Source organism: Rhodopila globiformis (assembly GCF_002937115.1).
Classification (GTDB): Bacteria; Pseudomonadota; Alphaproteobacteria; order Acetobacterales; family Acetobacteraceae; genus Rhodopila; species Rhodopila globiformis.
This window is the reverse complement of the sequence record NZ_NHRY01000037.1, coordinates 20876-35045: the sequence shown is the minus strand read 5'-3', so window position 1 is coordinate 35045 and position 14170 is coordinate 20876. Positions and strand designations below refer to the sequence as shown.

At 64.6% G+C, this 14170-nt stretch carries 11 protein-coding genes, 1 tRNA gene and 2 pseudogenes; 7 read left to right on the top strand and 7 right to left on the bottom strand.

Going from position 1 to position 14170, the window contains the following annotated elements:
- Positions 1-96: pseudogene (locus CCS01_RS34940) on the bottom strand (IS5/IS1182 family transposase); the annotation flags it as partial.
- 604 nt (positions 97-700) lie between these two features.
- Between CCS01_RS34940 and CCS01_RS35635 the strand changes: the two are divergent.
- Together CCS01_RS35635 and CCS01_RS02005 are read left to right on the top strand one after the other, a co-directional pair.
- Entirely contained in the window at positions 701-823 is a 123-nt protein-coding gene (locus CCS01_RS35635; RefSeq protein WP_275112872.1) for a hypothetical protein, read from the top strand.
- A 125-nt stretch (positions 824-948) separates the two neighbouring features.
- Positions 949-1620, top strand: a complete 672-nt coding sequence (locus tag CCS01_RS02005) for an ABC transporter substrate-binding protein (RefSeq protein WP_158258190.1) — start codon at positions 949-951, stop codon at positions 1618-1620.
- Between the two features lie 190 nt (positions 1621-1810).
- Here CCS01_RS02005 and CCS01_RS02000 read toward each other — a convergent pair whose 3' ends face one another.
- The 4 genes and pseudogenes from CCS01_RS02000 to CCS01_RS01985 form a co-directional block, all read right to left on the bottom strand.
- Positions 1811-4255 (bottom strand): molybdopterin-containing oxidoreductase family protein, encoded by a 2445-nt coding sequence (locus tag CCS01_RS02000; protein ID WP_204848106.1) that lies wholly within the window; start codon positions 4253-4255, stop codon positions 1811-1813.
- Positions 4256-4274: 19 nt separating this feature from the next.
- Positions 4275-4379: pseudogene (locus CCS01_RS35960) on the bottom strand (hypothetical protein); the annotation flags it as partial.
- Positions 4380-4482: 103 nt separating this feature from the next.
- Entirely contained in the window at positions 4483-5217 is a 735-nt protein-coding gene (locus CCS01_RS01990; protein ID WP_104517151.1) for an oxygen-binding di-iron domain-containing protein, read from the bottom strand.
- 389 nt (positions 5218-5606) lie between these two features.
- Positions 5607-6320: a type 1 glutamine amidotransferase domain-containing protein gene (locus tag CCS01_RS01985; protein WP_104517150.1), complete on the bottom strand. Its 714-nt coding sequence runs from the start codon at positions 6318-6320 to the stop codon at positions 5607-5609.
- A gap of 782 nt (positions 6321-7102) precedes the next feature.
- On the opposite strand from CCS01_RS01985, the gene CCS01_RS01980 reads away from it, so the two are divergent.
- The 3 genes from CCS01_RS01980 to CCS01_RS01970 all read left to right on the top strand — a co-directional run bounded on the left by CCS01_RS01980 (position 7103) and on the right by CCS01_RS01970 (position 9111).
- The gene (locus CCS01_RS01980) at positions 7103-7915 is read left to right on the top strand and encodes an SDR family NAD(P)-dependent oxidoreductase (protein WP_104517149.1); all 813 of its coding nucleotides are present in this window, start codon (positions 7103-7105) and stop codon (positions 7913-7915) included.
- Positions 7916-8117: 202 nt separating this feature from the next.
- On the top strand, positions 8118-8495 hold the full coding sequence (locus CCS01_RS01975; RefSeq protein WP_104517148.1) for a nuclear transport factor 2 family protein: 378 nt from the start codon (positions 8118-8120) through the stop codon (positions 8493-8495).
- Positions 8440-9111: a DNA-3-methyladenine glycosylase gene (locus CCS01_RS01970; protein ID WP_204848105.1), complete on the top strand. Its 672-nt coding sequence runs from the start codon at positions 8440-8442 to the stop codon at positions 9109-9111. The genes CCS01_RS01975 and CCS01_RS01970 overlap by 56 nt, the downstream gene beginning before the upstream one ends.
- Before the next feature lie 485 nt (positions 9112-9596).
- Here the strand turns inward: CCS01_RS01970 and CCS01_RS01965 are convergent.
- Positions 9597-9672: transfer RNA gene (locus CCS01_RS01965), tRNA-Lys, on the bottom strand.
- A gap of 56 nt (positions 9673-9728) precedes the next feature.
- Positions 9729-11447: a GMC family oxidoreductase gene (locus CCS01_RS01960; RefSeq protein ID WP_104517146.1), complete on the bottom strand. Its 1719-nt coding sequence runs from the start codon at positions 11445-11447 to the stop codon at positions 9729-9731.
- 376 nt (positions 11448-11823) lie between these two features.
- Between CCS01_RS01960 and CCS01_RS01955 the strand changes: the two genes are divergently transcribed.
- The gene (locus CCS01_RS01955; protein WP_104517145.1) at positions 11824-13050 is read left to right on the top strand and encodes an ABC transporter substrate-binding protein; all 1227 of its coding nucleotides are present in this window, start codon (positions 11824-11826) and stop codon (positions 13048-13050) included.
- A gap of 241 nt (positions 13051-13291) precedes the next feature.
- On the top strand, positions 13292-14167 hold the full coding sequence (locus CCS01_RS01950) for a branched-chain amino acid ABC transporter permease (protein WP_104517144.1): 876 nt from the start codon (positions 13292-13294) through the stop codon (positions 14165-14167).
- Positions 14168-14170 lie beyond the last annotated feature (3 nt).

The window sequence follows — 14170 nt, the reverse complement described above, 5'->3', positions numbered from 1 at the left end:
GTTGTTCGCAGCGGTCACGCCAACGGACCCCGGACGGCCCGGCAAATGGTCCTTGATCCGCTCCCACTGGTCGTCGCGCAAGGCATGTCGATGCATCGGTCAGCCTCTCCAAAGCTGACTGCCTATGCATCGAAGAACCGGGGCTGCTGGAATCGGGAAGCCGCTTGTTGATCAACGATTCCGCCGCACTGTTGCAGCCCAGACCCACTCGGCTGGCTCCAATTGACGACACGCCCTAGGTCAACGGTCTGGTTTGCACCATTGGGTGCCGGGTTCTGTGGAAGCCTGGAGGAAGGAACGCGGCGGTCAGGCCGTACGCCAGGAGAACGCGAGCATAGGTCGCCTGGGCCACCACCGGCTTTTCTGCCGTTGCCATGCCTGGCGTTCAGGATGATTGCCGGCCCAATGGGATGAACAGGGCAATCGGCGGAAAATTCGCGCAGTCCTGTAAAAGAACCGGCCCAGCTTCCAAAGTAAATGCATCCTGCTACAGCAGGCCGCAGGTCGATTGAGACAGAGCGACGGCGCTCCCTCATCGTCATGGCCCGGCTTGTCCGGGCTACCTATCGCGGCACATGTGCTGGAACAGGTGGCCCGGACAAGCCGGGCCATGACGATGAGGACAGGGGGCCTCAGTGTCCCAACCGACCTGCGGTCTGCTGTAATGAGCCACTGCCCGCATTGCATAAGGACAGTCGTCATGGACGTATCGTTATCGCCGAGCCGGCGCAGCGTCCTTGCCGCCCCGGCCGCCGCATACGGCATCGGTGCGCTGCCCGTACAGCTGCGCGCAGAGGTGGAAGACGGCGCGATTCGGCAATGAGATTGAAATCGTGGACGGTCTCCCGAAAGGCAGCCAGGTGGTAATGAACCACCGCCTTCCAGAAATGGTCTATGTACAGCGTTTGTATCAGTAATGGAAAAGTATTCCTGTAAAGGATGGCAATCATGATGAAGAACTCCAATCGCGACATGACCACCGCCAGGTCCGGCCTTCGCCGTCGGTCACTGCTTGCCCTGGGGCTTGCCGCCGTGGCGCCGCTTGGCCGGCATGCGGTTGCGAATCCAGCTCCCGCCGGCGCGATCGCGATAATTGCGCGTTTCGACGAAGCCCTGCTGGCGTTGATGCGGGCTGATGCGCAGACCGTCTTCAGTCGTCGCTTCGAATTGCTCGCTCCCTCGGTCGATCAGACGTTCGACTTGCCTGCCGTGTTGGCGGTTTCGGTCGGTCCCGCATGGACCAATCTTCCACCGGATCAGAAAAATGAGCTGCTGGCCGAATTCCGTCGCTACACGGTGGCCAGTTACGTGGCGAATTTCGACAACTACGCCGGCCAGCATTTCGCCATCCTGCCCGAAACGCGCGGACTTGGTGCGGGGCGGGTCATCGTGCAGACCCGCCTCATACCGGTCAGTGGCGACGCAACAAGGCTTGATTACGTGATGCAGTTGACTTCTTCGGGCTGGAAGGCGGTCGATGTGCTCGCGGACGGGTCGATCAGCCATGTGGCGGTACAGCGTTCCGATTTCCGGCGCATCCTGTCACGCGGCGGCGGCAACGCGCTGCTGGCCAGTCTGCGGCGAAAAACATCCGATCTTTCAGGCGGCACGGTGGCGTAACGGGTTGCTGCCGGAACGCGACCGCACACGGCGCTGGGCAGGCACCATCAACCTGTCGTCGATGAAACAAGGGCGGAACTTGCCGAGCGTCACGAACTGGCCTGGCAGAACTGGATGCCCGGGATCTTGCAAATGGACACCGCGATCACTCTCAGCCGATACCGTCTCGCGCCTGGAAGCCGGCACGCACTTACGCGCGTTGTGCGGCGACGCGGGTGTCGGCTGCCTTCCCCTGCTCCATTGACGAGGTGCGGAAGACTTCGCAGCAACCGGAGCGATGCGCCGTGGTGCCGCTTATCGGATCGCGCGCGGCCGGATCGACGGCCAGATTGTAGTTGGACCCAAGCGCGCTGAACGGATCATAGCCCGGCGCACCGGCCTCGGGAGCCGCCTGCCACCAGCCATGCTCGCCCACCACCACGCGCGGGTCGATAGCGGCGTTCAGCAGCGCACGCGCCCGCATGGCGCCCGCCTGCGTCTCGACGCTCACCCAGTCTCCCGAGGCGATGCCGCGCCGCGCCGCGGTCTCCGGATGCAGCATCACCTGGGGATTCATTGCGCGCCGGCGCAGGCTCGGCAGCGCGCGGTGCTGGGTCTGGCAGAACAGCGTCGGCTTGGCGCAGGTGAGCACAAGAGGGTAGCGCTCCGCGTCCGGGTTCGGCGGGGGGACAAATTCCGGCATCGGCGCATGGCCCTTCGCCTGCATGGTCTCGGACCAGAACTCCACCCTGCGCGAGGGTGTGGCAAAGCCGCGCGCATGGCCCGCCGGATCCGGCTCGGCGTGCTTGGCATGGCGGGTGGTGAGCGGCACGCGGATGCCCCTCGGCTCGGCCCGCAGGGCTTCCAGGCTCAGCCCGCTAGGTGCGAGCTGGTGACGGTAGGCCGCCTCGACATCGCCATTCCAGAAATGCTCGCCCAGTCCGAGCCGGACGGCGAGATCGAATATGATGTCAGTGTCGGACCGGGCGAGACCAGGCGGTGGCACGACAGGCTTGCGGAGCTGCACAAGGGATTGGGCCTCGGCGCTGATCTCGAAGCCGAAGCGCAGCGCCTCACGCTCGAAGCAGGAAGCGACCGGCAGCACGATATCGGCGAGCTCGGCCGTCGGGTTCAGGAACAGATCGGCGTGAACGTAGAAATCCAGTGCCGCAAGTGCCCGCCGCCCACGCAACGGGTCGGAAAACGCAAGCAGCAGGTTGGAGCCGAACCCGATCAGCCCGCGCACCGGGTAGGGTTCGCCCTCCAGCACCGCGCGGTAGAAGTCGGACGCGGAGACGTTGTTCCACTTTGCCGGCCCGAGCGGACGGCTCTCCAGCCCCACGGCTGGCGCCATATGCCGCGCCGCCGGCAGGTCCTCGCCGGTGACCACCGGGTTGGGAACGGCAGGGAACAGCACGTTGCCGCCACGCTGGTCGAATGAGCCGGTGAGCGCGTAGAGCAGCGCCATGGCGCGCGCTGTCTCTGTGGTATTGGCGTGATGCTCATGCCCGCTCCAGGCGTAATAGGAGACCGGCCGCGAATGCCAAAGCAGCCGCGCCGCTGCCTCCACCTGGTCAGGCGCAATCCAGCAGATCGCCGCCACCCGCTCGGGCGTATGCCGGGCGCAAAGCTGGGCGTAATGCGCGAACACCGGGCGGCACGGCAGCATGCCCTGCTTGGTGGCGACCATGACTTCGCCTTCGAGAGCAAGGCGCTCGACAGGCGTGCCGTAGCGGCCTATCGCGGGGTCGTAGGCGACGGGCTGGCCCGCCAATCCGTCCCAGGCGACGAAATGACCGGCACCTCCACCCTCGGCGAGGTCCACAGCGCGCAGCAGCCGACCAGTATCGGACCGAACGAGATGCGGCGCGTTGGTCCACGCCCGCACGAACGCCTGGTCGTACCAGCCGCGACTGATCATCACATGCGCGAGGCCGAGCGCAAGCGCCCCGTCAGTGCCAGGGCGAGGGCGCAGCCAAAGATCGGCCTTGCCGGCCAGCCCGACGTGGCGTGGATCGATAACGATGAGCTTCATCCCATGCTTGAGCGCCTCGACGGTCGCTGTCGCGTGCGTCAGGCGCGTGTAGGAGGGATTGTAGCCCCAAAGGATCAGGCAGCCGCTGTTGGCAATGTCCGCCATCGCCCCGCCGCCGCTGCCGGTGGCGACACTCGCGACACCAAACGCGTAGCGCGTGGCAAAGCCTCGGCCCCAGCCACACAGGTCCAGTGCCCAGACGAGGTTCGGTGTGCCGAAGGCGTTCATCAACCGGCGAACGAAGGGCGCCGAATCGCCGATCGCGGTGGTCGAGGGGGAAGACTGGCTGAAGGCCACGCTGTGTGCCCCGTGCGCCGCCGCCAGTTGCCGCATTGCCGCCGCCGTCGTGTCCAGGGCCTCGTCCCAGGAGATCTCCACCCAACCCGGATCCGCCTCGCCCTTCGGCCGGGTGCGGCGCAACGGCCGGGTGAGACGCTGCTTGCTGTAAACCAGTTCCGGCGCGGCGCGGCCCTTGGCGCACAGCGCCTGGCCGGTCGGATGTGTGGGGTCGGGATCGAGCCGCATGAAACGCCCGTCTTCCACGCTGGCGATGCTGCCGCAGCGGGCGATGCACAGGCCGCAAAAGCCGGGGACCTTGGTAGCCTCTGTTGTGCTTATCAATCGGCCAGCCCTCCACGATGAACGAGCGAGTCGTCGCTACGGCGCACCTCACAGGCCTGAACTCGTCGTACTTCGGCGAATTGTACCACGCCTCGGCCTTGTCCACTCGCGGCGCCCTGCACATGCAGTGCGGCGCCGCCTGGCGCACCTGCCACGGTGCCACCAGTGCGTAGAGCATTCCTGCTGCCTCTGCACAGCGATTTTGACCGGTCGTGCCGGCCGCTATCTCAAGATCCTTCTGCATCCGTCTCTGCCGCCAGCCAGGATGCATAGTGGGCGGCCAGGTCGTTGATCGCGCTCGACGCATCGCCGCTGAATGAAGATCCGTGCATCACAGCAAGTAACCGGGGCTGGAATCGTGTCAATCCACGTATGGTGGGTGCTGTGGCTGGACTAACGGCAGAGAGTGACTTCAACACGGTCGTGGCTGGCTCAACAATGTCGCTCTCCGTCAGCGCTGGCCGATCCCCGCCATGCGTAAATAGATCGCCGCAAAACAATGTAGAGGTCTCCTGCTCGAAGATAACCCCCGCGTCCCATCCATGCGGGACATGAGGTGTGTCGATAAACTGGATACGCCTGCCACCCAGGTCCAGGACATCACCACCTGACAGTGCGCGTGGCGCTCGATCCGCCATGTCGTTGATTGAGACGCGGCACCCGACAACGCCGTGCACGACCTCGGCGAGCGGCGACACTGCCAGCCATTCATTCATCGCGCCACATTCATCAGCTTCCAGATGACCGAACGAAATCCAGCGGAGCTTATCGAGAGGAAGTATCTTTGCGACGGCGGCCGACACATTCGAAAACTGCTTGCGATGCCCGCAATGAAACAGCATCGGTTCATCAGCGAGAATCAGGAACTGGTTGAAGGTGAGCCCCTCAGGTGGCAGCACATGGGGCATGAATGTGGATATGCGGAAGATATGGTCTCCGATTTCATCGACTTTGGCTTCCATTGCTCCCCCCTCCCCGGCTCGGCGCGTTGCCTTGCCAGCGCATCTGCTCTACAGCAAACCGCAGGTCGGTTGAGACAGGACAACGGCGCGCCCTCCTCGTCATGGCCCGGCTCGTCCGGGCCATCTGTCGCGGCACACTTGCTGGAATAGGTGGCCCGGACGAGCCGGGCCATGACGATGAAGACAGGCCGCCTCTGCGTCCCAACTGACCTGCGGTTTGCTGTAGCTGGACCAAATCCAGGACACGTTCGAACCGTCAAAATCACTGTGACGGAGTACCAGGTGCTTGATGTTCATGGAGGCCTCCGGTTCGTCGCGTCAGGGCCGAGTCCTTTGATCGTCGCACCCTGACCGTGCGTACGCCAGTACTCGCTCGATAGATCCTCGATCTACGAAGCCACAGCGCTGGCAGTCGGTTGGGCCATTTGCCTCAGCTTCGCCAACAGGATCTTGGCGGCTGGGCCTGAGGAACTTGGATTCTGTCCGGTGATCAGCAGGCCGTCGCTGACGACGTGAACCTCCCAGTTGGCCTTCTTCGAGAAGATTGCGCCCAGTTTCAGCATCTCATCTTCGACAAGAAAGGGCACGACCCTGGTGAGGCCGACGGCTTCCTCCTCACCGTTGGTGAAGCCGGTAACTTCCTTGCCCTGGACCAGAAGGCTGCCGCCCGGCGTCCTGACGTGACGCAACGCACCCGTGGAATGGCACACGATGCCGATTGGCTTGCCGGCGGCAAGGAAGGACTCGATCAGCCTGACGGAATGCTTGTCCTCGGCGAGATCCCACATCGGGCCGTGGCCGCCCGGGTAGAAGACGGTGTCGAAGTCCTCCTGCCTGACGCTCTCGAGAGGAACGGTCTTGTCGAGCTGAGCTTCCGCAGCCGCGTCCTTCTCAAACCGCCGCGTAAGATCGGTGCGGAATTCGGGTTCGTTGCTCTTGGGGTCGAGTGGCGGCCGGCCGCCCTTTGGGGACGCGAGCGTGACCTCAGCCCCAGCGTCCTTGAAAACATAGTACGGAGCTGCAAGCTCTTCGAGCCAGAAGCCGGTCTTGCGACCCGTGTCGCCCAGCTGATCGTGGGATGTCAGCACCATAAGTATTTTCATGTTCCTGCTCCTCCATTGAACAGTCGTTGGTCCGGCCGACTGTCGTTGCCGATGGCGTTTCGCTGAAACGGAGCGTGGGCCACGTTTCCCGAAGCCCCGCCTCGAGGATGGCGACGTCCTGCTCGCCGGTTCCACCGCTTGCGCCGGCGCGCCGCTCATGCGGTGCCAGAGAACGACGTTGCCGTGAATGCCGATTGACAGGTCTGCGCCGTCTTCATTGTTGCGCTCATAAGGGCCTCCTTGAGCAACCACAATCGGAGCGCGCTCAACATCCCCAATTACGGCACGGTCCTCTTGAACGGCGCTCGCGACGATTGGACGATCTTGCTGTCAATGACTGCCTGAGTCCGTGGGTCCCTTGGCAAGACCGCATGTCCGCTGCGCTGTTGCGGTCGCTTGCCGCCCGTGTGCGGATCGAGCGAGGGTTGCCGGGATGGTCTGGGCACGCCTCGACGCATAGCGGATGAGCCGTGAAGAAGAAAGAGCATGCAAACCTGCGGGGATTTGTTGCTTATCGGGCAAGTTCCGGGATCAGCTCGACCTCGATATGAGACTCGAGATGTTTATCGCCAGTGCGCTGAACACGGCAATCGGGGGAAAATTTGCGCAATCCTGTAAAAGCGCGAGCCAGGCTTCGCGAGTAGATGCGTCGTCAGGGATTGACGTGTTGACCCAAGGCCAGGCCGCACCGAGGAGAACCTCGTGGGCGCAACACAGTTGTCGTGCCGGCGTCGCTGCGCGGCCCTCTCAGTGCCGACGTCAGTGCTTTGAAAGAAACGGAGATGCACAAGGATACCTCGGGCGTGGCCCTGATCACCGGCGCCTCCTCGGGCATCGGAGCGATCTATGCCGATCGGCTGGCACACCGCGGCCATGACCTTGTTCTGGTTGCGCGAAAGCAACAGCGTCTGGAGATCGTCATGGCCCAGATTGCCCGCAGGACCGGGCGCAAGATCGAGGTGCTGGCCGCCGATCTCACCGATCCGGCCGATCTCGCGAGGGTCGAGCAGGTGCTGCTCAGCAATTCGCGCATCACGATGCTGGTCAACAACGCGGGGATAGGGGCCACCGCAGCGCTGCTCGGCTCCGAGGTCGACCGGATGAGCCAGATGATCGCGTTGAACGTCGGCGCACTCACCCGGCTGACCTATGCTGCGGCTCCGGCCTTTGTCGCCCGCGGTTTCGGGACAATCATCAATATCGCCTCGATTGTTGCCGTTCACCCCGAGATTCTCAATGGCGTGTACGCGGGCACGAAGGCCTTCGTGCTCGCCTTCAGCCGGTCGCTGCACCACGAGCTGGGTGACAAGGGCATCCGCGTCCAGGTGGTCCTTCCCGGCGCAACCACCACAGACTTCTGGGGCATTGCCGGCATGCCGGTCGAGTACCCTCCCGCGGCGTTGGTCATGCCGGCGGGCGAGTTGGTCGATGCGGCCCTGGCGGGACTTGATCAAGGCGAGTTGGTCACCCTACCGTCGCTGCCTGAGCTGGCTGATTGGAAAGCCTACGAGAGCGCCCGACAAGCTCTGTTTCCGAACCTCTCCCGTTCGTCGGCGGCTTACCGTTATCGCGTTGCCGGCCGCTTCGGCGACTGAAAGGGCATTCCGGCGAGTCGCTCAGCTTTCCAAAGTCAGTGCGAAATCGAAAGCGCAGCAAGGGGTAAAGAGACGATGACCGGGTCCCACTGCACTTGCCAGAATGTTCACCGAACGGCGCGTATCCGTTCGGGCACGACGACGCATACTTTCCAGGGCAACGGTACGGCCAGGCCTCATGGTCAGAAACGGGAGTAGCAGAATGGACGAGAACGAGATTCGCGAGGCGCTCAATCGCCACTGGGCCGCCTCGGACGCAAACGACTTCGACGTTGAGCACGACATGTACCGGGAGGACGCAGTGCTTGAATACCCGCAATCGGGCGAGCGCATCAGGGGCCGGCACAACATCCAGGCGTCCCGCGTCGCGCAGCCGAACGCGAAGCGCTTCACGGTGCGTCGCATCATCGGCAGAGGCGACCTGTGGGTCACGGAATTTATCCTCACGTATGACGGCCGGCCATCCTATTCCGTCAGCGTCATGGAGTTCCTGGATGGCAAGGTGGCCCGTGAAACCCAATACTTTGGCGATCCGTTCGAACCCGGACCGTCCCGCGCGCACCTGGTTGAGCGAATGTGAGGAAATCGGCGCGACAGTGGTGCGCCCGCGCGTGCTGGACCGGGCGGAGGTTCCCCTCGACACCGCCAGGCTCGCGCGTTTTCTCATCGGCAAAATGCTGGTGCGGATGCTGGCCGAGGGCGTGGCGAGCGGCCGCATTGTCGAGACCGAGGCCTATTCCATCGGCGACCCCGCGGGCCACGCCTACCGCGGCGTCACCCCGCGCAACCGGGCGCTTTTCCTCGAGCGCGGGTACGCCTATGTCTATCTCGCCTATGGCAGCTCGTTCATGCTGAACGTCTCGAGCGAGATATCCGGTGTGGGCGCGGGCGTCCTGATCAGGGCGATCGAGCCGATCGAGGGCATTGCGATCATGCAGCGAAATCGGGACATCGAGCGGGTGCGAGACCTGGCGCGCGGCCCGGGGCGGCTGTGCGCAGCCTTGGACATTGATCGCCGGCTGGACGGCATCGACCTCTGTCAGGCCGGCCCGCTGTGGCTCGGATCCGACGGCCATGCGCCGGACGAAATCGGGCAGGGCAAACGGATCGGCATCACCCGTGCGGCCGACAGTCCGCTGCGGTTCTACGTCCGGGGCAACGGGTTCGTCAGCGGCCCTCGGGCGCTCAATCAATAACAGAAGCAACGTTACGACACCTGGCCAGGCCGTGTCCGCCGATCATCCGCAGATCACACGCACCGCCTTGCGCGCAATCTTCCTGAGTCATGATCGGGCTGCAAATGCCGCTCGACCGCGGCGAGCGCATGGAGTGGTTCGACTCTGCCGAGATCTGGGCAGAGGCGGCTGCCTCGGCAATGGGGTTCTACCTCTCGGGCATCCCCTCATTTTGGCCATAGCGTGGCATTGACATAAAGGAATCGGCAGCGCGGTCGGAGATTCCGAAAACGAATTAAGGGCTTTTATGTCGGCTTCGCAACGCAAAAACCCTTAATTCGTTCAGGTATCCAGCTACCTGGAAAAGTCGGGCAGCTTCCAGTTTTCGAGCCGCCGGTCCACCTCACGAACCCGTCAACAAATTTGTCTGGTGTCCCCAAGGTGTCCCGGAGAACGGAGCTGGTGGTGTTGGGGACACCATATCCCAGGGGTTCTGCGGGTTTCATTGGTGGGCGCACAAGGACTCGAACCTTGGACCCGCTGATTAAGAGTCAGCTGCTCTACCAACTGAGCTATGCGCCCGCACCAACGAGGCGCGCTTTCTAGCAACCTTCCGCAGCAATGCAACCCCCTTTCGATCAGGTTCCAGCCAAAATCGTATCCGCCATCTTCTCCGCCGTCATCAGCACCGGGAAATTCGTGTTGGCGCACGGCACCACCGGAAACACCGAGGCGTCCACCACCCGCAGCCCCGCGACTCCGCGCACCCGCCCCGCCGGGTCCACCACCGCCATCGGATCGTCTGGCGCGCCCATCCGGCATGTGCAGGAGGCATGCCACACCCCCACCGCCGCCTTGCGCACGAACGCCTCCAGCTTGTCGTCGTCGGTCAGCACGTCCTGCAGTGTCGTGCCCTCCATCACCAGGGTCTGGATCAGGTAGCGCCGCAGCCGCTCCGGGCCGTCCAGCGCTTTCGCCAGCGCGTCGGTGATCAGCTTGTTCCTGCGGCTGAGCAGGCCGACCTGCCGCACCTTGTCGCTGTAGCTGGCGGGGAACGGGTCGCTGGTCACGCCCTGCATGACCGGCGTCAGGTGCAGGGCGGCGAACCGGCGCACGCCGTCCATCATCCGCTCCAGGTCGCGATTATCGGACAGCAGGTTGAAATCCACCTGCGGCTCCTCGCTCCAGCCGGCCGAGCGCAGCCGCACCTGCCCGGTCTCGGAATACGTCTTGTAGACCGCGATGATGAACGAGCCGATCTGCTCGCCCACCGCGTGCCAGGACGTCTTGTTGGTGACGACGGTGAACATGTCCCCGGCCGGCACGCCGGGCAGGTTCGAGGAGTAGCGCAGCCCGGTGTAGATGTGCCGCCGCGACCAGTCCTGGATGATCCGCGCATGCGGCTTCAGGAACGCCGCCACCGCCACCGCCGGATGGTCCTGCAGCCGCTGCCCCACCCCCGGCAGCGCCGAGCGCACCGCGATGCCGTGCTCCCGCAGGTGCGCCGCCGGGCCGATGCCCGCGCGCATCAGGTGCGCCGGCGAGTGGATGGCGCCGCACGACAGGATGATTTCCTGCCCACGGAATTCCTGCGGCCGGCCCGCCACCACCGCCTTCACGCCGATGCAGCGCTGCCCGTCGAACATCAGCTCGGACACCTGGGTGTCGGTGGCGATCGTCAGGTTGTCGCGCAACCGCGTGCCGGGGTCGAGATAGCCGATGGCGGCCGACACCCGGCGTTCATAGGCGTTGGAGATGGTGATCGGGAAATACCCGTCCTCCCACGCGCCGTTCTGGTCCAGCAGGTATTTGTAGCCGGCTTGCTCGAACGCCTGGCCCACCGCCTTGGCGTGCTCCGGCCACAAGTCGGGGAAGATCCGCCGCACCGGGATGCGGCCTTCCCGGCCGTGCCACGGGCCGTCGAAGTCCATGTCACGCTCGACTTTCTTGAAGTAGGGCAGCACCGCGTTCCAGTTCCAGCCCGCCGCGCCGCGCGCCTCCCACTCGTCGTAGTCCGTCGGCGCGCCACGGTTGGCGAGTTGGCCGTTGATCGACGAGCCGCCGCCCAGGATGCGCGCCTGCTCATAAGTGCGCAGCGGCGGCGCCTGCTCGCCGGGGTTGTTGTGCGGGATCACCTCGGTGGTGACCTTGAGCCGATTCCAGGTGTAGGCCGGGTTGAGGTAGGCCGTGCCGGGATAGGAATCCAGCACCGCCGCTGGCACCTTGCCGTGCGGCGTGTCCTGCCCCGCCTCCAGCAGCAGCACATTGTTGCCGCTGCGCGCCGACAGCCGGTTGGCCAGCACCGAGCCGGCCGAGCCGCCCCCCACGATGATGGTGTCGAAGGTCTTGGACGCCATGGCGTTCCTCCCGGCTTTTTTCTGGGGGCAGGATCGCGCTGCGACAGTGGGGTGGCAAGGCCGCCACCCGGGCGGCGGCGCGATGCATCACCGTTTCCTGCCAGGCGACGTTTCGCCGCGGTTCGACGGCGCGGTCAGCGTGAACCAGCCTGGCGCCTGTGCAGGCTTCGAGACACGCTGTTTGCCTTGAAGCCGTAATATTCTGAAATCATAACTTTATTGCTCCTGCCTGGACGGCCGATGCCATGCAGATGTGATGACAGGATACGTGTGCTCCTGTCGGGACATCCTGTTGCACAGGCACCGTTATTCCAGCATGCTCCGTTCCGCCGCCCGGTCGGGTGGTGGACGACAAGAATGCGAAGGGAAACGGACCATGCGATTTTCGCCCAGGACAGCCATGCTCGGCGTGTTCGGACTGGCGCTGGCGGTGCCGGCGGCCCAGGCGGCGGACCCCATCAAGATCGGCGTCATCGCGGAAACCGCGGCGATCAGCGGGGTCGGCATTCCCAACGCCGCCAAGATGGCGGCCGAGGAGATCAACGCCAAGGGCGGCATCAACGGGCGGATGATCGAGATCGTGGATTACGACGACCATAACTCAGCCGTCGACGCGGTGCGGGCGTTCCAGCGCGCCGCGCAGCAGGACAAGGTGGTGGCGGTCATCGCCAGCTACATCAGCGAAGTGGTGCTGGCACTGGAGCCCTGGGCCGGACGGCTGAAAATGCCGATGATCACGCCGGGCGCCGCCAGCAACGACATTACGAAACGCGTGCACGACGATTATGCCCGGATGAAATACGTCTTCCACGGCTACCTCGCCTCCACGCAGATCGCCGACATCGTCTGCAAGAGCGCCAAGGAACTGCTGGCGCACGACCTGCACATGAAGACGTCGGTGGTCATGAGCGAGGACGCCGCCTGGACGATCCCGCTGGACGAGGAGTACCTCAAGTGCCTGCCGGCGGCCGGGCTGAAGGTGCTGGACCATGTCCGCCTGTCGCCCGACACGACCGATTTCACCCCGATTTTCAACAAGATCGAGGGCGAGAAGCCGGATGTCATGATCACCGGCATCAGCCATGTCGGCGTGCAGCCGACGGTGCAGTGGCAGCAGGAGCAGGTGCCGATCCCGATGTTCGGCGTGTCCAGCCAGGCGACCAACAGCACGTTCTGGAAGGACACCAACGGCGCGACCGAGGGCGTGATCTTCAACATGGTTTCCGCTCCGGACGTGGCGGTGACGCCGAAGACCATTCCGTTCGCGACGAAATATCACCAGAAGTACGGCAACCTGCCGGGGTATGCCGCCTACACGTCGTATGACGACGTCTACATGTGGGCCGACGCGATCCGCCGGGCCGGCAGCACGGATCCGGACAAGATCGTCGCCGCGATGGAAAAGACCGACTATGTCGGCACCATCGGGCGCATCACCTTCCTGCCGAAGGAGGACACCTTCGCCCACGGCATGCGCATCGGCCCTGGCTATATCACCGGGCTGATGGTGCAGTGGCAGAACGGCCAGCCTGTGACGGTGTGGCCCGAGAAGGTGGCGACCGGGAAGATGAAATTCCCGAGCTTCATCAAGCTGCCACAGTAAAGCGAGCCACGTCGGTCTTGATCGCCCGGCATCGCCGCTGTCCCCGTCATGGCGGCCGAATGGCCGCCATCCACGCCTTTGCCACAACCAGCACCGAAAGGCGTGGATGGCGGGCCTGCGCCCGCCATGACGATTGGGTGCAGCCCGGCCCGCCCCAGCCTGATCCGACGCATTCAGCGCGCGGGTGGCGCCGTCCGCCACCCAGCCATCCCGCCGCATCGGCCCAACCGCACGGACTCTCATGCTCGCATTGCAGATCCTGATCGACGGCTTTGCGATCAGCAGCCTTTATGCCCTCGGCGCCACCGGCTTCACCCTGATCTTCGGTGTCTCCGGCGTGCTGAACCTGTCGCACGGCGCGATCATGGTGGTGGCGGCAGTCATCGCCTGGTGGGTCGCCGAGGCGTTCAACACCGGCCCCTATCTCGGCGCCATGGCCGGCGTGCTCGCCAGCCTGGCCTGCGCCTTCGTCACCTACCGGGTGATCGTCCGCCCGATCCAGGACTCCCGCGCCATCCCGCGCGAGGAGAAGGAGATCTTCGTCCTGACCAGCACCTTGCTGTGGGGCATCATGCTGCAGGAGGCGATCGCCTATCTGTTCACCAGCAACCCCAAGACCGTGCGTCCGCTGATCGAGGGCGTGGTGCCGATCCTGGGCGTCCGCACGCCGTTGAACGAGGTGCTGACGGCGGCGCTGTCCTGGGCGGCCATCGGCCTGCTGTACCTGCTGGTCAACCGCACCCGCACCGGCAAGTCGCTGCTGGCGGCGTCGATGAACCCGCGCGGCCTGACCCTGCTGGGGTTCGAACTGTCCCGCATCTACGTGCTGGTCTGGGCGATCTATGGCGTGCTGGCCGGCATCGCCGGGGTGCTGCTGGGCGCGTTCCTGGGCGTCAGTTCCGACAACGCCGGCCTGCTGACCGCCAGCGCGTTCTCGATCGTCGTGCTGGGCGGGCTGGGCAGCGTCTCCGGCTCGCTGATCGCCGCTTATGTCGTCGGCTACCTGGAGACAATGACCGCCTACCTGGTGTCGCCGTCGATCCGCACCGTGCCGGTGCTGCTGCTGCTGGTCGCGGTGGTCTATGTCCGGCCGCAGGGCCTGCTGGGGAGGCGGTAAGCC